Source organism: Calidifontibacter indicus, assembly GCF_003386865.1.
In the GTDB taxonomy this organism is placed as follows: Bacteria; Actinomycetota; Actinomycetes; order Actinomycetales; family Dermatophilaceae; genus Yimella; species Yimella indica.
Genome location: NZ_QTUA01000001.1, coordinates 151,224 through 169,199, shown reverse-complemented (window position 1 = coordinate 169,199; position 17,976 = coordinate 151,224). Strand labels below are relative to the sequence as shown.

Below are 17,976 nucleotides of genomic sequence, written 5' to 3'. Positions count from 1 at the left end.
CGCATCCGGACCCGCAACCGCACGACGGCATTCGCACACGGAAGGACAACCATGTACTACGCAAGTGGCAACTACGAGGCCTTCGCCCGCCCGCGCAAGCCGGAGGGAGTCGACGCCAAGCGCGCCTACTTCGTCGGCGCCGGCCTCGCCTCGCTGTCCTCGGCGGTCTTCATGATCCGCGACGGCCAGATGAAGGGCGAGAACATCACGATCCTCGAGCGGATCAGCCTCCCCGGCGGAGCGCTCGACGGCATCCGCAAGCCGAAGAAGGGCTTCGTCCTGCGCGGTGGTCGCGAGATGGAGGACCACATGGAATGCCTGTGGGACTGCTTCCGCTCGATCCCGAGTCTCGAGGTCGAGGGCGCCTCGGTCCTCGACGAGTTCTACTGGCTCAACAAGGACGACCCCAACTACAGCCTCCGTCGCCAGACCGAGAAGCAGGGCCGACCCGTCGAGAGCGACGGCAAGTTCACCCTCTCCGCGCAGGCACAGAAGGACCTGACCCGCGTCTTCCTCGCGACGCGGGAGGAGATGGAGGGCAAACGGATCAACGAGGTCTTCGGCAAGGACTTCCTCGTGAGCAACTTCTGGCTCTACTGGCGCACGATGTTCGCCTTCGAGGAGTGGCACAGCGCCCTGGAGATGAAGCTCTACCTGCACCGCTTCATCCACCACGTCGGTGGCCTGCCGGACTTCTCCGCGCTGAAGTTCACCCGCTTCAACCAGTACGAGTCCCTCGTCCTGCCGATGACGCGGTGGCTCATCGACCAGGGGGTCACCTTCCAGTTCGACACCGAGGTGACCGACGTCGACTTCGACATCACGGCGGCCCGCAAGCGCGCGACGAGGATCCACTGGGTCCGTGAGGGCGTCGAGGGTGGCGTCGACCTCGGTCCCGACGACCTGGTCCTCATGACGATCGGCTCCCTCGTCGACAACTCCGATGACGGCGACCACCACACGCCGGCCCGGCTCGACGAGGGCCCGGCGGCGGCGTGGGACCTGTGGAAGAAGGTCGCCCGCAAGGACCCGGCATTCGGCCGCCCGGAGGTCTTCTGCAGCAGCATTCCCGAGACGAAGTGGGAGTCGGCGACGGTCACGACCCTCGATGAGCGGATCCCCGAGCACATCCGCCGGATCTGCGGCCGTGACCCACTCTCCGGCCGCACCGTGACCGGCGGGATCGTCACGGCGCGCGACTCCTCGTGGCTCCTGTCGTGGACGGTCAACCGTCAGCCGCAGTTCAGGGCCCAGGACCCCGGTCAGGTCGTCGTCTGGGTCTACGCTCTCTTCAGCGACGTCCCCGGCGACTACGTGAAGAAGTCGATCCAGGAGTGCACGGGCGAGGAGATCGTCCAGGAGTGGCTCTACCACATGGGTGTCCCCGTCGAGGAGATCCCCGAGCTGGCGGCCGACGGCGCGACCTGCGTGCCCGTCATGATGCCCTACGTCACGAGCTTCTTCATGCCTCGCAAGGCCGGCGACCGCCCCGACGTCGTCCCCGAGGGGGCGCAGAACTTCGCCTTCATCGGCCAGTTCGCGGAGACGAGCCGGGACTGCATCTTCACGACCGAGTACTCCGTCCGCACCGGGATGGAGGCGGCCTATTCGCTACTCGGCATCGAGCGAGCCGTCCCCGAGGTGTGGGGGTCGACCTACGACGTGCGGGCGCTGCTCGACGCCTCAGCCCGACTCCGCGACGGCGACCCGATCAAGGTCCCTGGCCCCGCGCGGGTGCGCTCCAAGCTCGTCGACCGGCTCGACGACAACCAGATCGGACGCCTCCTCGAGCAGGCCGGGCTCCTGCGCGGCTGAGCGCCAGGCGCCGATCGTGCGGCCCGCCTCGGTGGCGACCCGCCGCGCGAGCCGGTGCTGGCGCCGGATCTCGCCCTCGTGCTCCCGACGCCGGTCCTCCTCGCTTCCGGTGAGCAGCGTGGGGACCGGCCGGGAGTGGTCGGCCTCAACCGAACTCGTCGGTGCCGGTCCCCTACCGAAGATCAAGGGCGTGGAGCCAAAGGACATCCAGTCGTCCGCTCAGGTCTACCGCTGGCGATCCAGTCGCTCAGGCGGTCTCGGGGGTGGTGCGGCCCTTCCACGCGTCGCGCAGCACCTGCCACTTGCCGGGCTTGCCCGACTCATGGCGCTCCCAGAACTCGTCCGGCAGCGACAGCTTGGCGATCTTCTTCCAGGTCTGGGCGAGCTGGGTGCCGAGCGGGCCCGTCGTGTAGTGCAGGTTGTACCGGTCGCAGATCTCGCGCACCTTCGGCGCCACCTCGATGTAGCGGTTCGAGGGAAGGTCGGGGAACAGGTGGTGTTCGATCTGGTGGCTCAGGTTGCCGGTGAGGATGTGGAACAGCGGGCTGCCCGACAGGTTCGCCGATCCGAGCATCTGGCGGATGTACCAGTCGCCGCGGGTCTCGCCGTCGAGCACGTCCTCGGTGAACACGTCGACCTCGTCGGGGAAGTGACCGCAGAAGATCACCGAGTGGGCCCACACGTTGCGCACCATGTTGCCGGCGACCATTCCGGCGAGCGACCACTTGCCGGAGCCGGTCAGGCTGGCGACGAGCGGCGTGGCGATGTAGTCCTTGAGCACCTGACGCACGGCCTTCGCCTTGAGCGCCTCGACGTCCTCGTTGAGCTGCTCGCGCGACTTGGCACCGGTCTGCACCTGGTCCCACTCGAGGTCGTAGGAGGCGATGCCCCACTCGAAGGCCGGCGCCAGAACACCGTTGACGAGCACGTTGAAGACATCGCGCTTCTGCCAGGGCTGCTCGTCGCTGATACGCAGGATGTTGTAGCCCACGTCGCGGTCCTTGCCCATCACGTTCGTGTACGTGTGGTGCAGGTCGTTGTGGGTGTGCTGCCAGCCGCGGGCCGGGGCAACGAAGTCCCACTCCCAGGTGGTCGAGTGGATGTCAGGGTCGCGCATCCAGTCCCACTGGCCGTGCAGCACGTTGTGCCCGATCTCCATGTTCTCCAGGATCTTGCCGAGGGAGACCCCGGCGACCCCGAGCGCGAACATCGGCTTGTGCTTGCCGAAGATCAGCGCGGTGCGGCCCGCGATGTCGAAGGTGCGCGCGATCTTGATGACCTTGCGGATGTAGGCGGCGTCGCTCGCGCCGCGCTTGGCGAGCACCTCGTCGCGGATCGCGTCGAGCTCGCGACCGAGCTCGGCCACCTGCTCGTCGGTGAGGTGCGCGGCCGCCTTCGGACGGGTGGTGGTGCCGCCCTCGGTGGGCAGCACACCGGTCCGCTTCTTCTCCGAATCGGTGTAGATCGCGGTGCGTCGCTCGACGACGCTGGCGTTGGTGATCGTCATGAAAGCTCCTGACTCTCAGGGTGATTCGTGGGGTGCAGGTCGGTCGTGGTCATCGTCAGATCTCCAGGTGCACGGGTCCGACGGCGGCGGTGATGCAGGTCTGGATGAGCTCACCCTCGTCGGCGTGGATCTCGCCGGTGCGCAGGTCGCGCACCTGGCCGGAGACCAGTGGGGTGAGGCAGGTGCGGCAGATGCCCATGCGGCAACCGCTCGGCATGATGACGCCCGCTTCCTCGCCGACCTCGAGGATCGGGGTGGAGCCGTCGGCGACGGCCTCCTTGTCGGAGCGGGCGAAGGTGATGCGTCCGCCGTCGGTGTCGGACGGCACAAGCTGGGCAGGCGCGAAGCGCTCCACTTGCAGGCCGTGCGGCAGGCCGGCGTTGGCCCAGAACTTCTCGGTGTCGTCGAGCAGTTCGATCGGGCCGCACACGTAGGCCTTGCGTGAGCGCCAATCGGGGCAGACCGCATCCACCTGGGCGGCGTCGGAGAAGTCGAGACGTCCCTGGGTGGCGGTGAATCGGGTGACGACGTGCAGGCCCGGGTAGTCGCGCTGCATCGCGCGCAGCTCGTCGAGGAAGAGGGCCTCGCCTTCGGTGCGGGCGGAGTGCACGAGCACCACGTCGGCGTCGCGTCGCTTCGGCACGAGCGTGCGCAGCATCGACATCACCGGGGTGATGCCGCTGCCCGCGGTGATCATCAAGAGCGGACGTGGGCCGGTCGGCAACACGAACTCGCCCTGCGGCGGAGCGAGGAAGAGGATGTCGCCGACCTTGGTGTGCTGCACCAGGTGGCTGGAGACGCGTCCGATGGCCGTCACCGTGATCTCCGGGTCGTGCCCTTCGGGCGCAGACAGGGAGTAGGAGCGCCACTGGCGCACGCCGTTGATCTCGACACCTATGCGCGCCCACTGGCCGGCCAGGTGTGGTGCCCAGCCGCGTCCGGGGCGGATAGAGATGGTGGCCGAGCGGGTGCCCTCGCGGCGCACGGCCGTGACGACGCCGCGCAGCTGGCGAGCGGAGGACAACGGGTTGATGACCTGCAGGTAGTCCTCCGGGGTCGCCGGTGACGTCAGCACCGAGACGGCGCGGTGGATCGCCTTTCGAACTCCCATGCTTTCCAGTGTGGTTGGCGCGGGCGGCTGAAGCGGTGAGTTGGAAAGCAGAATCTCGGAGTGAAATTTGTGCTCTCGCGATAAAATGGAGCCAATCGTCACCCCACATTTACCGCGAAGGCAGCTGATGACCACAACTGTCACAGTTTCCCCCGCCGGGCGCCCCCAGCCGTGGGCGCAACTGCCTGCCGCGATCAGCGACATCATCGGACCGGTGCTTCCCGATCTGGTCGAGACGATCGTCGACAACATCCCGCGCGAGATCGTGGAGTATGCCCGGCCGCTCGACGGCGAGTTCGGCGCCGCCGTCCGGCGCGGGGTCGAGGTCGCGTTGCAACGCCTGCTGCTCGAACTACCCGGCACCGACCAGCCTGCCTTCACCCCGGAGGCACAGGCGGTCTACCGCGCGCTCGGCATCGGCGAGGCGCGCACCGGCCGATCGCTCGAAGCACTGTTGTCGGCGTACCGGCTCGGCTCGCGGCTCTCGCTGCGCATCGTGTCCGAGGCGGCCATCGAGGCCGGAGTCGACTCGCGCGTGCTGATGCACCTCGGTGAGGCGCTGTTCATCTACTTCGACGAGATCTCGGCGGCCAGCGTCGAGGGCTACGCCGAGGAGCAGTCGCGGCAGGTCGGGCAACGTGACAGGGCTCGTGCCGCGCTGCTCAACGCGTTGCTGGCGCCCCGCTCGGACGAGGTGGAGGTGCGTCAGCTCGCGGCGCGCGCGGGGTGGACGATTCCCGACCGGCTGATCGCGATCGTGCTGCCGTTGGACAACGCGGAGGGCTTGCGGTTGCGGCTCGGCGAGCGGTCGCTCGGCGCCGCGCGGGGTGGTCAGGCGGTCGCCGTCGCGCCCGAGCCGCAGTCGGCGCGCGCCCGACGCGAGCTCGAACTCGCTCTCGCCGGACGCAGCGCGTGGCTCGGCCCGGGGCGCCCGTGGACCGCGGTGTCGGAGTCGCTCAAGGCGACGATGGCGGCGGTCGGTGTGCCGCCGGTAGCCGAACCGCGGTGGGTGGTGGAGCACACCGTCGAAGTGATGGTGGCGGCGCAGCGTGACCTCGTCTCCGAACTCGCCCGGCGACGACTCGCCCCGCTCGACGATCTGGGCGAGGGACAGCGCGAACGGCTGCTGGAAACACTCGAGTCGTGGCTGCGCTGGCGCGGTGAGCGCAAGAAGATCGCCGACGAGTTGCACGTGCACCCGCAGACCATCGGTTACCGCCTCGGTCAGTTGCGCGAACTGTTCGGCGAGGTGCTGGAGGACCCGAAGGCGCGGTTCGAGCTGGAGCTGGTGCTGCGCGCCCGCGCGTGAGTGCTTCCCCGCTCGGCCGGCACCGCATCTTGCCAACTGGTGCGCATCTGGGTGCGGGCCCGTGGCAAGAAGCGCACCAGTTGGCAAGATGCGGTGTCGGCCGAGCGGACACCGTGCCGGGGCACCTGCCGTTCACCTGGGTAGGGACAATGGGGGCATGCGGTTGATCCTGATCCGGCACGGGGAGACCCCGGCCAACGTGCAAGGTTCCCTCGACACCACCCTGCCTGGTCCGGGGCTCACCGACCGAGGCATCGAGCAGGCCGAGGCGATCCCTGCGGCCCTGCACGGCGAGCAGATCGACGCGCTGTGGACCAGTCGTGCTCAGCGCACCCAGGAGACCGTCGCGCCGCTGGCCTACCACCTCGGTCTGCAGCCGCAGGCTCTTGTCGGCGCACACGAGATCCAAGCGGGCGAGTTGGAGAAGCGCACCGATCCCGACAGCGTCCACGCCTACCTGACTCTGATGGGCGACTGGGCCGACGGCGAACTCGATCGGCGGGTGCCCGGTGGTGAGTCCGGCCACGAGGTGCTCGCCCGTTATGACGAGAGCGTCCGCGAGATCGAGGCGTCGGGCGTCGACACCGCGGTGTTGGTCAGCCACGGCGCGATCATCCGCTTCTGGACCTACCAGCGGGCCGACAACATCAAGGACTCCGATCTCCACGCCCAGCCTTTGCCCAACACCGGCATCGTTGTGCTCGAAGGAGATTCGGACTCCGGCTGGACCGTCGTGTCGTGGCTCGGCACGGCCCTCGCGGGCACCGGTCCCGACGACCCCGACCCGTACGACGGCCCGACCGGTCACCCGTTCGAGGACTGACCCTCACGTCAGGGTGGTGCTGATGGCCGGTTGCAGATGCTGCACGCCGATTTTGTGCGCGCCACCAGCGCGTTGCATGGTGGACGGATGTTCTTGAAGCACGACCCCCGGCGCGCGGCAACCACGAGCATCGCCCTGGCCGCGACGCTCGCGCTCGCGGCGTGCACCGGTGGCGGTGGCACGTCCACCAGCTCGCAGCCGTCCACCAGCAGCACGACGAGCGGCCCGAGCAACGCGAGCAGCACAACTGACCCGACGTCGGTCGCGACCGAGTCGGGCAGCTCATCTGCAACCCCGGCCACTTCGTCGTCGGCCACCGCGACCTCGAGCACCACCGCGGCGTCCAGCACTTCGACCGCGACGTCGCGAGCGACCTCGACCACATCGTCGACCAGTGCGACCTCGACCCCGGCCGCACCGACCACGAAGAAGGCCGGCGCGTCGCAGGCGCTCATCAACTCGTGTGTCAACGCCAACTCGCGGTCGAACAGCGCGGTGACGATCTGGAACAACGCGGTTCGCTCGCAGAAGGCGGCCGACCTCGACAGCGCTGCGAACAATTTCCGCTCCACCGCCACGTACTTGCGCACGCTCACCAAGGAGCCGGGCGACAAGCAGTTCACGCCCCTGGTGTGGAAGGTGGCCAAGGACTTCGACGACATGGCCGACGCCCGCAAGGCTCGCCGTACGGTCTCGACCTCCACGTACAACACCGACGCGCAGAAGCTGCGTCAGTACTGCACCACCAAGATCTCGGCCTGATCCCACTGCGCGCACCGACACCCGCCGCACCCGAACTTCGCCGCCCCCAAGTCCGCAGACGCTGCAGTTCTCGGCACACGCTGCTGTTGCAGCTGCAGCGTGTGCCGGCAAGCGCAGCGTTTGCGGGGGTCGTGGGTGTTCAGGTGAGCGAGTCGAGCAGGTCTTCGGCGGCCTGGCGGGCTCGTCCCGCCGCGGCGGCATGCTCCTTGGCGGTGGCCAACGCGGCGCGTGCTGCTTCGACCGCGGCCTGCGCCTGCTGCTCCAGCGCCACGCACTGCTCGTAGACGGCGCGCGCGTTCGCCGGGTCCGGCGCATTGCTCGGTGATGCGGACGGCGCTGCGCTCGGTGAGGCGGACGGCGCCGCGCTCGGCGCGCTGACGGGCCCAGCGGCAGGCTCGCTGCGCGCAGGCGCCGGGGCGGGCTCCGGTTTCGCGGCGGGCTCCGGCTTTGACTCCTGCCGCCCGCCCGACGAGTCGTCGTGTCCACGGGTGGGCTTGGCGGCGCGCTGGGCCTCACGTTCGGCGAGCTGCGCGAGCCTCGCCTCCTGCAGCTCACGTAGCGGCACCGCCACCGCCTCGGCCACCTCGACCTCGCCGAAACCGCTGTACGACAACGGATTCACCAGGTGCCCGCTGCACACGGCGTCTTCGGCCTCGGCCGATGCGAGGGCGGCGGTGAAGGTCTGGGTCAATTGGTCCTTGGCTGCGGCGCCGGTCGCACCGAACGACTCGGTCTCGGCGAGCAACTCGCGGATGAGTGAGCTGCGCTCGGCGCCCAGCTCCTTGAGCGCAGCCGTGTCCATCCGGGCGGCGGCATCGCGCATCCGTTCACCGAGTTCGCAAAGCGCGGGGATGTCAGGCGGATCTTCTTGTCGGGCAAGCTGATTGATCGCAGCCGCAGCCGCTGAAGGCTTGCGCAGAGCGCCGATCGTCTTCGGCAACTCCTTGTCGGCCTGTTTGCGAGCGGCAGCCACCAGGCGTTTGCGGGTCGCGACGAACTCGGCCGGATCGCCGGCGTAGAGCTCGTCGATCGCGTCGCCCAGGGTGACCTCGTCCATGCGACTCAATGTAGAGGGGGGTCGAAGGGCGGGACATCGCCCGGAAGCCGTCCGCAGGCGTTCGGGGCGGGATAGCGTCGGGGCCACCCAGGGCAAGAACTGTAGGACCGAGTGCAGGAGTGCAGCGCATGGACGCGGACGTCATCGTCGTCGGAGCCGGTCTCGCCGGCCTGGTCGCCACCACCGAACTGGTCGCGGCCGGTCGCAAGGTGTTGGTGATCGACCAGGAGAACGAGGCCAACCTCGGCGGTCAGGCGTGGTGGTCGTTCGGCGGGATTTTCCTTGTCGACTCCCCGGAGCAACGCCGGATGGGGGTGAAGGATTCGCTCGACCTCGCCTGGCAGGACTGGCAGGGCAGTGCCCAATGGGACCGTTTCGCAGGCGAATCCGACGAAGACCACTGGGCGAAGCAGTGGGGTCGGGCCTACGTCGAGTTCGCGGCGTCGATCAAGCGCGACTACCTCCTGTCCCGCGGGGTGAAGTTCACCCCGCTGGTCGGCTGGGCCGAACGTGGCGACGGCCGGGCCCTCGGTCACGGCAATTCCGTGCCCCGCTTCCACGTGCCCTGGGGCACCGGCACGGGCATCGCCGAGCCGTTCGTCCAGGCCGCTCGCGAGGGTGCCGCCAAGGGTCTGGTGACCTTCGCCCACCGGCACCGCGTCGACGAGCTGGTGCGCGGCGGCGGCGCCGTCACCGGCGTCCGCGGACGCGTGCTCGCACCCGACGCGTCCGCCCGCGGCGTCGCCAGCAACCGCGACGAGGTCGGCGATTTCGAGTTCACCGCGTCGGCGGTCGTCGTCTCGTCCGGCGGCATCGGGGGCAACCACGACCTCGTCCGCAAGCACTGGCCCGACCACCTCGGCACCCCGCCGAAGCACATGATCACCGGCGTGCCGGCGTACGTCGACGGGCGGATGATCGACATCACCGCCGCAGCCGGTGGCCGCCTGGTCAACCGCGACCGCATGTGGCACTACGTCGAGGGCATCCACAACTGGAACCCCGTCTGGCCCGGCCACGCCATCCGTATCCTGTCGGCGCCCTCGCCGATGTGGTTCGACGCGCTGGGCCGGCAGTTGCCCGCGCCCTACCTCCCGTCGTACGACACCCTCGGCACGCTGCGCTACCTGCGCACTACGCCGGACATCGAGCAGTACGACCACTCCTGGTTCGTGCTCACCAGCACGATGCTCGCCAAGGAGTTCGCGCTGTCGGGATCGGAGCAGAACCTCGACCTCACCGACCACGACGTGAAGGCGGTGCTGAGGTCGCGCATCGGCAAGGGCGCGCCCCGTGAGGTGCAGGCCTTCGTCGACCACGGCGAGGACTTCGTCGTGGCCGACACCCTGCTCGACCTGGTGGCGAAGATGAATGCGCTCACCGACGAACCGCTGCTCGACGTCGACCTGATGCGCCGGCAGATCGAGGCCCGCGACCGGGAGATCGCCAACGCCTACTCCAAGGACTTCGCGGTCAACGCGATCCACAACGCCCGTCGCTACCGCGGCGACCGGATCGGTCGGGTCTCGGCGCCGCACCGCATGCTCGACTCCAAACACGGTCCGTTGATCGGTGTGCGCCTCAACGTGCTCACCCGCAAGACGCTCGGCGGCATCCAGACCGACCTGGAGTCGCGGGTGCTCGGCGCCGACGGCGCGCCGGTCGAGGGGCTGTACGCCGCGGGTGAGGCGGCCGGCTTCGGCGGCGGCGGGGTGCACGGCAAGAACGCCCTCGAGGGCACCTTCCTCGGCGGCTGCATCTTCTCGGGTCGGGCCGCCGGCCTCTCGCTGGCCAAGGCCGCCCTCTGACCGGGCGGCCGCCCGAGGTGGCAGGCTGTCACCGTGCGTGACTCCCACCGTCCCGAGCAACAGCCGACGGCCATCAAGGTCGTCGAGACGCAACGCCCCAAGCGTCCGCTCGACGACGTCAGTTTCGGCGTGCAGGTGGCCGCCTGGTGGTCGCTGTGTTTCGTGCTGATCATCGGCGGGGTCGTCACCCTCGCGTGGCTGCTCGACCGGATCAGCCTGGTCACGATCACCGTCACCGTCGCGATCATGATCTGCGCGCTGCTGCAGCCGCTGGTGGCGCTGCTGGTGCGGTTCAAGGTGCCGCGCACGCTCGCCGTGCTCATCGTCTTCCTCGGCGGCATCGCGGTGATCAGTTGGCTGATGTGGTTCGTCATCAGCCAGATCGCCTACTCCAAGGACAACCTGCTGTCGCAGTTGGACGGCGGTCTCGCCTCCATCCGCGACTGGCTGGTCAACGGGCCGTTGAAGATGACGCCGAAGCAGGCCGACCGCTACTCGGTGCAGCTCGGGCAGACGCTGCAGGAGCAGTTCGGCGGGTCGTCGGCCGCTCTGGACCGGGCCACCGGGGCCATCGGTGTGCTGTCGGGTGGCGTGTTCTGTTTGTTCGCAACGCTGTTCATGCTGTTCGACAACGGACGCATCTGGGGTTGGGTCGTCTCGATGTTCCCCGACCACATCCACGACCACGTGCAGGAAGCCGGGCAGGCCGGCTGGCGCACGCTCACCGCGTACATGCGCAGCCTGGTGTTGCTCGCCGCGATCAACGCCGTCGCGATGGTGCCGGTGATGATGATCGCCGACATGCCGTTGGTGGTGCCGTTGGCGGTGCTGCTGTTCCTCGGCTCGTTGGTGCCGCTGATCGGGGTGCTGGTCGCCGGCGTGGTCGTGTGTCTGATCGCATTCGTCAGCCAGGGGCTGACGACGGCCATCGTGGTGGCGATCGCGTTGGTGCTCATCGTGCAGTTGTTCGGCAACCTGCTCAACCCGATCATCCTGGGCAAGGCCGTCGACATCCATCCGTTGGCGATCCTCGTCGGCGTCACCGGCGGCACGCTGGTGGCCGGCATCTTCGGTGCGTTCGTGGCCGTGCCCTTCGTCGCGGTGGTCAACAACGCGATCCGGGCGGTGCGCGAGCATCACGGGTCGCGGTCGTCGGGGGGATCGGACGATCTGTTCGACGACCCGACCGAAGGTTCGGCGACAGCGTGAGCGCACGCAAGCCCGGCAAGGTGCGCCGGGCCGGCCTGCGGGTCTTCAAGGCCCTGCCACCGGGGCTCAGTCACCGGTTGGTGCGGGCGGCGAAACCGACGTACGCGTTGGGTGCGATCGCGCTCATCGAGTGGGACGGCAAGGTGCTGGCCCTGCGCCAGTCGCACCGCCGCGGGCACTCTCTGCCCGGCGGGCTGGTCGACCGCGGCGAGCAGCCCGCCGACGCCGTCCGCCGGGAGGTGCTGGAGGAGACCGGGTTGGTCATCGACCCGGGCGACATCGTCACCGTCGTGTTCGACCCGCGGATCCGGCACGCCGACGTGATCTTCCGGGTGATCTGCGACGCCGAGCCGCAGGTGCGTCCGGCCAGCGAGGCGTTCGCGCACCACTGGCTCGACCTGTCGGGCTGGACCGACGGCGACCGGGCGACCGCCCGCATCCTGCGCGCGGTGCGAGCCGCGCACGCGACGCCCCAACCCGGCCGACTGCTCAGCGGGGGCTGACCCGCCCCGGTGCGAACGCGGCGACGATCGTGCCGATCCCGACCGCGACTGCACCGGTCAGCAGCGCCGGTCCGATCGCTCCGTCGTAGCCGGTCGGGCAGATCGTGCCACCGGTCGACTCGAACACCGCCACCAGCGGCGCCGGAAGGAAGCTGGGATACGCCGAACCCGACTCGGTGACCTGAGGTCGGCCGGGCTCACCTTCGAGGGTGGTTAGGCTTGCCTTATGTCTGATTCTCCCCGGCCGCGCCGTGTGCCCAAGACCGTCACGGTTGCCCGAACCGAGTCGATCACCCGCGACCTGGTGCGGGTCCACTTCTCCGGCGCCGAACTGGAGCCGCTGGCCTACACCGATCACTACGTGAAGATCCTGTTCCCGCCGGCCGGTGCCGACTACCGATGGCCGTTCGACCCGGAGGAACTGCGCGAGACGCTGCCGCGGGAGCAGTGGCCGGTCACCCGCACGTACACCATCCGTTCGTACGACCCCGCGCGTGGCGAACTCGCCATCGACTTCGTCGTGCACGGCGACTCCGGGCTCGCCGGCCCGTGGGCGGCGACGGTGCAGCCCGGGGAGTCGATCGGCTTCCTCGGCCCGGGCGGAGGGTGGCGCCCCAACCCGGACGCCGATGTGCACCTGCTGGTCGGCGACGAGTCGGCGCTGCCGGCGATCGCCGCCGCGCTGGAGCAACTGCCCGACGGCGCCCGGGCCCTGGTGTTCGCGGAGGTCGCCGACGCCTCCGCGCACGTGCCGCTGCGGGTCATGCCCGGGGTGGAGGTGCAGTGGGTGCACCGCGACGAGGTCCCGGCGGCCGACAGCAAGGGGAACGGCGCAGGGCACGGCAGTGCGTACGGTCGCGGTCTGGTGTCCGCGGTGCGTGCGGCCGACTGGCCGGACGGCGTGGTCGAGGCATTCGTGCACGGCAACGCCGACATGATCCGCGACCTACGTCGCTACCTGTTCCTCGAGCGGCAGGTGCCGCGCGAGCGGGCATCGATCTCCGGCTACTGGCGCTCGGGCCAGAACGAGGATGCGTGGCAGGCCGGCAAGCGTGACTTCAACGCACAGATGGAACGGGACGAGGCCGACCGGGCCGCGCCGCAGAGCGTGCGCTGAAGACCTCCGGTGACCGGGCCCGCTGACCGGGCCCGCTGACCAGGCCGGTGACTACGCCCGGTGAGCCCTGCCCGTTACCCGCGCAGCAGCCCGACCTCGCGGGCGCGGGCGACCGCGGCCGTGCGCGAGTCGACGTCGAGCTTGTCGAAGATGTGCACGAGGTGCGACTTCACCGTGGCCTCCGACAGGAACAGCGCGCGGGCGACCTCCCTGTTCGACGCGCCGTCGGCGACGAGCCTCAGCACCTCGGTTTCGCGCGCGCTGAGCCTGGGTGCCGGACGCCGCAGCCGCGCCAGCAGCCGATCGGCCACCGCCGGCGCCAGCACGGTCTCACCGCGGGCCGCGCGCTCGACGGCGTCGACGAGGTCGGCCGCGGGTGCGTCCTTGAGCAGATAGCCGGCGGCGCCGGCCTCGACCGCCCGCAGGATGTCGGCGTCGGTGTCGTAGGTGGTGACGATCAACACCTGCGGCGGCGTGGGCAGAGCCAGCAGCGCGCTGGTGGCAGCGACACCGTCCATGCCGTCGCCGAGTTGCAGATCCATCAGCACCAGATCGGGGCGCAGGTCGCGGGCAAGCGCGATCGCCTCGGCGCCCGAGGCCGCCTCAGCGACGACGTCGATGCCCGACGCCTCGAGCAACATCCGCAGCCCGGCCCGCACCACCGGGTGGTCGTCGGTCACCAGCACGCGGGTCATCGGGCGCCTCCGCGCGGCAGCGGGATCTCGGCGTGCACCGTGGTGCCCTCGCCGGGCGCCGAGACGATGTCGAACAACCCGCCCGCCTCCTCGGTGCGAGCACGCATCGCGGCGATGCCGTAGCCGCCCTGCTGGCTGGGCACGATCGGCCGGTCGGGATCGAACCCGTCGCCGTCGTCGCGCACGTCGAGGCGCACCGCGAGACCGTCGGCGGTGAGCGTGACGACCGCCCGCTGCGCGTTCGCGTGCTGACGGACGTTGGCCAAGGCGCCCTGCGCGATGCGCAGCAACGCCACCTCGGTGGTGGTCGGCAGGCTCGCCACCGCGCCGTCGGTGACGAACTCGACCCGGGTGCGTCCGGTCTGCCGCTCGACCAGCCGTCCGAGCGCCGCGACCAGCGGTGCGTGGTCGAGTTGGGGCGGAGTGAGCGCGTGCACCACGGTGCGGGCGTCGCCCAGACCTTCGGACGCGGTCTGCTCGATCCGGGTGAGGATGTCGCGCAGCCGTTCGGCGTCGGCGTTGCCGGACAGCCCCGCGCGCGAGAGCAGCACGATGCTGGAGAACCCCTGCGCGAGCGTGTCGTGGATGTCGCGGGCCACCCGGGTGCGTTCGTCGAGCCGTCCGGCCTCGCGTTGCGCGCCGGAGAGTGCGTCATGGGTAGCGATCAGATCGCCTTGCGCCGCAACGAGTTCGGCGTTGAGTTGCCGTCGCTGCTCGCTCTTGGCGCGCAACTGTCGGTAGAGCCACGACATGCCGACGGCGACGATCGCGCCCATGCACGGGCCGAGCACGCTCGGCACCGCGGCGGTGCCCGGGCTGCGAAACTGGGCGGTCACCACGACCGCCGTGCCGGCGGCCACCGCGAGCAGCCCGAACGGTTTGGGCAGCAGGTGCAGCGCCAGGAAGAACAGCGCGAACGCCACCCAGGACAGCTCGGTGCTCGCCGCGACCAGCCCGACCCAACCGATGAAAAGCACTGCGAACCAGGCGACTCCGAGCGATCGGGAACGACCCTCGGCGACGAGACCGAGCAGGTACCAGGCGCCGAGCAGCACACACCCGATCACCAACGGAACCGGGTGGGTGGCCTCCTGCGCGCCGCGGATCGTGCCGACTACCAGCAGCAATGCGAACAGCGCGTGCATCGCCCATTTCATGGCGGCGACGACGGGGCTGTCGCGGGGCACCTCGTGGTCGTGGGTCGTGCGGTCGAAGGTGACGGCGGGATCGGACTCAGGCATCGACACCGACGGTACTGCGGGCGGTGGCCCCCGCGACAGCCGCGGACATCCATCGAATGGTTGATGTCCGAACCAACTTCCTGCGCGATGTCGAAAGGGGGTGCTGCGCGGTGCACTGGAGTAGTTGACGGCGCACCGTGTCCGGTGCCCGCACGAGACGTAGAGGAGTTGACGAGGTGTTCCTGGCGATCCGGGACCTGTGGTGGGCGCGGGGCAGGTTTGCGCTCATGGTGACGGCGGTGTCGTTGATCACCGCGCTGGTGGTGATGCTCAGCGGGCTCACCGAAGGACTTTCGCGACAGTCGATTTCGGCGGTGACGTCGTTGCCCTCGGCGCAGATCGCGTTCGAGCGGCCGGGCGACGGGCAGAGTCTGTCGTTCAACTCCAGCCGGGTGACGCCGCAGCAGGTGCAGACGGCACGCGCCCAGTCGGGAGTCACCTCGGCCGACCCGCTCGGCATCGCCACGACCCGGGCGACCGTCGGCGGCTCGGCCACCCAGGTGACGATTTTCGGGGTCGACCCGGGCAGCGCGGCGGCCCCGCGCGAACTCCTCGCCGGCAACACCGTCGTCTGCCGCGACTTCGCCGAGGAGCACGGGCTGCGGGTCGGCGACCAGGTGACCGTCGGCGATGCGACGCTGCGGGTGGCCGCGTTGGCCGACAACGCCTCCTTCAGCCACCTGCCGGTGCTGTGGGTTCCGCGCACGGTCTGGGCGGCGACCGGCGGAGCCTCCGGCGCCGGTTCGGTGCTGCTGGTCGACACCGCGTCCGGGTTCGACCGGGCGGCCTTCGACGCGGCCACCGGCTTGTCGGCGCAGACCCCGAAGGAGTCGCTGTCGGCGATCGGGTCGTACTCGGCCGAGAACGGTTCGCTGACGATGATCCGGGTGCTGCTGATCGCGATCAGCGCCCTGGTGATCGGCGCGTTTTTCACCGTCTGGACGGTGCAGCGCGAGACCGACCTCGCGGTGCTCAAGGCGATCGGGGCGAAGACCTCCTACTTGGTCGGCGACGCCCTGGGACAGGCCCTGCTCACCCTCCTCATCGGCGGGCTGATCGGGGCGACGGTGGCGGTCGCCGCCGGCCTCGCGGTGGCCGGCACCGTGCCGGTCGTCATCGAGGTGGCGACCGTGCTCAACCCGTTGATCCTCTTACTCGTCGTCGGGCTGATCGGCGCGGCCGCCGCGCTGCGCCGCGTCATCACCGTCGACCCGATGAACGCTCTGGCAGGTGCGCGATGAAGGTGCTCGAACTCGACCACGTCTCAATGGAGTTCCCCGACGGCGACGGTGTCGTCATGGCGCTCGACGATGTCTCGTTCACGGTCGACGGCGGTGAGTTCGTCGCGGTGACCGGCCCGAGCGGGTCGGGCAAGTCGACCCTACTGGCCGTGGCCGGTCTGCTGCTCACCCCCACCTCGGGGCGGGTGCTGCTCGACGGACGCGAGGTCACCGGGAAGCGGCGATCGACCCGAACCGATCTGCGCCGCAACCGGATCGGCTTCGTCTTCCAGCAACCGCACCTGCTCGGGTCGCTCACCGCCCGTGAGCAACTGGAGATGGTGGCCCGGCTGTCGGGTGACCGTTCGGCCGCTGCCAAGAAGCGCGCACTGTCGCTGCTGGACGAGGTGGGGTTGTCGGCCGTGGCCGACCGGCGTCCGGCGGCGTTGTCGGGTGGTCAGCGCCAGCGGGTGGGCATCGCCCGGGCCCTGATGAACCAGCCGCAGCTGCTGCTGGTCGACGAACCGACGTCGGCGCTCGACCACGACCGGGGGCTGGCGATCATCGACCTGCTGCGCGGCCTCACCGTCGAGCGCGGCGTCGGCACCGTCGTGGTCACCCACGACCTCGCCACCCTGGGCGAGCACGACGAGGTCGTGCGCATCGTCGACGGCCGGATCAGCGAGCCGGTCGCCCGCTGACCGGACGCGTCGGCATACTGTGAATGGGTGATGAGGCTCGGGGGAACGAAGATCGGACGACGCGCCTTCCTGGTCGCCGCTGCGGCGGCCGGGGTGAGCGCGTGCAGCGGCAGCGGTGGCGACAGCACGTCGACGACCGGCAGCACGAAGGGCGCGACGCCGGTCGGGACCACCTCGACATCGGCTCCCACGCCGATGCCTACAGCGACGCAGGCGACCCTGCCCGGCGGCGGCCGCACCATCCTTCCCGGACGTCGCCTGGTCGGCTACTGCGGGATGCCGGGCGCACCCGCGCTCGGCGAGCTCGGAGTCGGCAATGACCTGCAGGCGCAGATCGACAAGATGCTCAAGGTCGTGAAGGACTACGACGACGGCACCGCGAAGCCGCTGCCGGTGATGGAACTCATCGCCACCGTCGTGCACCCCTACCCGGGCAAGGACGGCATGTACCGCGAGCGGATGCCGGCCGCGGTGCTCGACGAGTGGACCAAGGCTGCCAAGGACAACGGGTCGATCCTGTTGCTCGACATCCAGCCCGGCCGTGCCTCGTTCCTCGACGAGGCCAAGGCCTTCGAGAAGTGGCTGCTCGAACCGCACGTCGGGCTCGCGCTCGACCCCGAGTGGGCGATCCTGGCCGGGCAGACCCCGGGCAAGCACTTCGGCACGACCACCGGCGCCGCCGTCGACGAGGTCGCGAAATACCTGGCCGACCTGGTCGCCGAGCACGACCTGCCGCAGAAGGCGCTCGTGGTGCACGTGCTGCGTCGCTCGATCTTCACCGCCGAAGACGGGTTGAAGGACCACCCCGGCGTCGCAGTGATCAAGTCTGTCGACGGCATCGGCGTGCCGCAGGACAAGATCAAGGCCTACGACATCGTCATGAAGGACACCCCGCCGCACATCCACGCCGGGTTCAAGATCTTCTACTCCGAGGACACCGCCGGCGGGGGTCCGTTGATGCAGCCGGCCGAGGTGCTGGCGCTGACGCCCAAGCCCGACTACGTGATGTACGAGTAGCAGGACCGCGCCGACGAGGCCACTCCTCGTCACCGAGGGAACGCCGCGGGAGGAGTTCCCTCGGTGACGAGGAGTTCCGTC

18 protein-coding genes are annotated in these 17,976 nt (G+C 69.7%); 11 read left to right on the top strand and 7 right to left on the bottom strand.

The window, feature by feature from the left end; genetic code table 11:
- Positions 1–51: 51 nt before the first annotated feature.
- On the top strand, positions 52–1,815 hold the full coding sequence (locus DFJ65_RS00760) for an oleate hydratase (protein ID WP_115921359.1): 1,764 nt from the start codon (positions 52–54) through the stop codon (positions 1,813–1,815).
- A gap of 247 nt (positions 1,816–2,062) precedes the next feature.
- Here the strand turns inward: DFJ65_RS00760 and DFJ65_RS00755 are convergent, their stop codons facing one another.
- Positions 2,063–3,322, bottom strand: a complete 1,260-nt coding sequence (locus DFJ65_RS00755) for a fatty acid desaturase family protein (RefSeq protein ID WP_115921358.1) — start codon at positions 3,320–3,322, stop codon at positions 2,063–2,065.
- A gap of 55 nt (positions 3,323–3,377) precedes the next feature.
- Entirely contained in the window at positions 3,378–4,433 is a 1,056-nt protein-coding gene (locus DFJ65_RS00750) for a ferredoxin reductase (protein WP_115921357.1), read from the bottom strand.
- Positions 4,434–4,560: 127 nt separating this feature from the next.
- Here DFJ65_RS00750 and DFJ65_RS00745 point away from each other — a divergent pair, with 127 nt between their 5' ends.
- Together DFJ65_RS00745 and DFJ65_RS00740 are read left to right on the top strand one after the other, a co-directional pair.
- Positions 4,561–5,742: a PucR family transcriptional regulator gene (locus DFJ65_RS00745; protein WP_115921356.1), complete on the top strand. Its 1,182-nt coding sequence runs from the start codon at positions 4,561–4,563 to the stop codon at positions 5,740–5,742.
- Between the two features lie 157 nt (positions 5,743–5,899).
- Complete coding sequence (locus DFJ65_RS00740) at positions 5,900–6,565, top strand: histidine phosphatase family protein (protein WP_115921355.1); 666 nt, start codon at positions 5,900–5,902, stop codon at positions 6,563–6,565.
- 8 nt (positions 6,566–6,573) lie between these two features.
- Here DFJ65_RS00740 and DFJ65_RS00735 read toward each other — a convergent pair whose 3' ends face one another.
- Complete coding sequence (locus DFJ65_RS00735) at positions 6,574–7,077, bottom strand: hypothetical protein (protein ID WP_147301260.1); 504 nt, start codon at positions 7,075–7,077, stop codon at positions 6,574–6,576.
- Here DFJ65_RS00735 and DFJ65_RS00730 point away from each other — a divergent pair.
- On the top strand, positions 7,061–7,327 hold the full coding sequence (locus DFJ65_RS00730) for a hypothetical protein (protein ID WP_115921353.1): 267 nt from the start codon (positions 7,061–7,063) through the stop codon (positions 7,325–7,327). The genes DFJ65_RS00735 and DFJ65_RS00730 overlap by 17 nt on opposite strands.
- A gap of 139 nt (positions 7,328–7,466) precedes the next feature.
- Here the strand turns inward: DFJ65_RS00730 and DFJ65_RS00725 are convergent, their stop codons facing one another.
- Positions 7,467–8,384, bottom strand: a complete 918-nt coding sequence (locus DFJ65_RS00725; protein ID WP_115921352.1) for a hypothetical protein — start codon at positions 8,382–8,384, stop codon at positions 7,467–7,469.
- Between the two features lie 128 nt (positions 8,385–8,512).
- On the opposite strand from DFJ65_RS00725, the gene DFJ65_RS00720 reads away from it, so the two are divergent.
- Genes DFJ65_RS00720 through DFJ65_RS00710 form a run of 3 tightly spaced genes read left to right on the top strand, consistent with a single transcriptional unit; the run spans position 8,513 to position 11,904 of the window.
- Positions 8,513–10,192: an FAD-binding dehydrogenase gene (locus DFJ65_RS00720; protein WP_115921351.1), complete on the top strand. Its 1,680-nt coding sequence runs from the start codon at positions 8,513–8,515 to the stop codon at positions 10,190–10,192.
- A gap of 33 nt (positions 10,193–10,225) precedes the next feature.
- On the top strand, positions 10,226–11,401 hold the full coding sequence (locus DFJ65_RS00715) for an AI-2E family transporter (RefSeq protein WP_115921350.1): 1,176 nt from the start codon (positions 10,226–10,228) through the stop codon (positions 11,399–11,401).
- The gene (locus tag DFJ65_RS00710; protein ID WP_115921349.1) at positions 11,398–11,904 is read left to right on the top strand and encodes an NUDIX hydrolase; all 507 of its coding nucleotides are present in this window, start codon (positions 11,398–11,400) and stop codon (positions 11,902–11,904) included. The genes DFJ65_RS00715 and DFJ65_RS00710 overlap by 4 nt, the downstream gene beginning before the upstream one ends.
- On the opposite strand, the gene DFJ65_RS17275 is transcribed toward DFJ65_RS00710, so the two are convergent.
- The gene (locus tag DFJ65_RS17275) at positions 11,891–12,031 is read right to left on the bottom strand and encodes a hypothetical protein (protein WP_170143946.1); all 141 of its coding nucleotides are present in this window, start codon (positions 12,029–12,031) and stop codon (positions 11,891–11,893) included. The two genes, DFJ65_RS00710 and DFJ65_RS17275, sit on opposite strands and share 14 nt — an antisense overlap.
- A gap of 99 nt (positions 12,032–12,130) precedes the next feature.
- Between DFJ65_RS17275 and DFJ65_RS00705 the strand changes: the two genes are divergently transcribed.
- Positions 12,131–13,021 (top strand): siderophore-interacting protein, encoded by an 891-nt coding sequence (locus tag DFJ65_RS00705; protein WP_115921348.1) that lies wholly within the window; start codon positions 12,131–12,133, stop codon positions 13,019–13,021.
- A 74-nt stretch (positions 13,022–13,095) separates the two neighbouring features.
- On the opposite strand, the gene DFJ65_RS00700 is transcribed toward DFJ65_RS00705, so the two are convergent.
- Positions 13,096–13,716: a response regulator gene (locus DFJ65_RS00700; RefSeq protein WP_115921347.1), complete on the bottom strand. Its 621-nt coding sequence runs from the start codon at positions 13,714–13,716 to the stop codon at positions 13,096–13,098.
- Complete coding sequence (locus DFJ65_RS00695) at positions 13,713–14,957, bottom strand: sensor histidine kinase (RefSeq protein WP_115924029.1); 1,245 nt, start codon at positions 14,955–14,957, stop codon at positions 13,713–13,715. Before DFJ65_RS00695 ends, DFJ65_RS00700 begins: the two co-directional genes overlap by 4 nt.
- Before the next feature lie 176 nt (positions 14,958–15,133).
- On the opposite strand from DFJ65_RS00695, the gene DFJ65_RS00690 reads away from it, so the two are divergent.
- The 3 genes from DFJ65_RS00690 to DFJ65_RS00680 are packed head-to-tail and all read left to right on the top strand — an operon-like array spanning position 15,134 to position 17,895.
- Complete coding sequence (locus tag DFJ65_RS00690) at positions 15,134–16,198, top strand: FtsX-like permease family protein (protein WP_115921346.1); 1,065 nt, start codon at positions 15,134–15,136, stop codon at positions 16,196–16,198.
- The gene (locus DFJ65_RS00685) at positions 16,195–16,878 is read left to right on the top strand and encodes an ABC transporter ATP-binding protein (RefSeq protein ID WP_115921345.1); all 684 of its coding nucleotides are present in this window, start codon (positions 16,195–16,197) and stop codon (positions 16,876–16,878) included. The genes DFJ65_RS00690 and DFJ65_RS00685 overlap by 4 nt, the downstream gene beginning before the upstream one ends.
- A gap of 30 nt (positions 16,879–16,908) precedes the next feature.
- Positions 16,909–17,895: a hypothetical protein gene (locus DFJ65_RS00680; RefSeq protein WP_211308324.1), complete on the top strand. Its 987-nt coding sequence runs from the start codon at positions 16,909–16,911 to the stop codon at positions 17,893–17,895.
- Positions 17,896–17,976: the final 81 nt, after the last annotated feature.

Excerpts from the sequence above, each read along its gene's own strand:
- DFJ65_RS00760 (WP_115921359.1), top strand. The coding sequence starts at position 52 with ATGTACTACGCAAGTGGCAACTACGAGGCCTTCGCCCGCCCGCGCAAG.
- DFJ65_RS00755 (WP_115921358.1), bottom strand. The coding sequence starts at position 3,322 with ATGACGATCACCAACGCCAGCGTCGTCGAGCGACGCACCGCGATCTAC.
- DFJ65_RS00750 (WP_115921357.1), bottom strand. The coding sequence starts at position 4,433 with ATGGGAGTTCGAAAGGCGATCCACCGCGCCGTCTCGGTGCTGACGTCA.
- DFJ65_RS00745 (WP_115921356.1), top strand. The coding sequence starts at position 4,561 with ATGACCACAACTGTCACAGTTTCCCCCGCCGGGCGCCCCCAGCCGTGG.
- DFJ65_RS00740 (WP_115921355.1), top strand. The coding sequence starts at position 5,900 with ATGCGGTTGATCCTGATCCGGCACGGGGAGACCCCGGCCAACGTGCAA.
- DFJ65_RS00725 (WP_115921352.1), bottom strand. The coding sequence starts at position 8,384 with ATGGACGAGGTCACCCTGGGCGACGCGATCGACGAGCTCTACGCCGGC.
- DFJ65_RS00720 (WP_115921351.1), top strand. The coding sequence starts at position 8,513 with ATGGACGCGGACGTCATCGTCGTCGGAGCCGGTCTCGCCGGCCTGGTC.
- DFJ65_RS00705 (WP_115921348.1), top strand. The coding sequence starts at position 12,131 with ATGTCTGATTCTCCCCGGCCGCGCCGTGTGCCCAAGACCGTCACGGTT.
- DFJ65_RS00700 (WP_115921347.1), bottom strand. The coding sequence starts at position 13,716 with ATGACCCGCGTGCTGGTGACCGACGACCACCCGGTGGTGCGGGCCGGG.
- DFJ65_RS00695 (WP_115924029.1), bottom strand. The coding sequence starts at position 14,957 with ATGCCTGAGTCCGATCCCGCCGTCACCTTCGACCGCACGACCCACGAC.
- DFJ65_RS00685 (WP_115921345.1), top strand. The coding sequence starts at position 16,195 with ATGAAGGTGCTCGAACTCGACCACGTCTCAATGGAGTTCCCCGACGGC.
- DFJ65_RS00680 (WP_211308324.1), top strand. The coding sequence starts at position 16,909 with ATGAGGCTCGGGGGAACGAAGATCGGACGACGCGCCTTCCTGGTCGCC.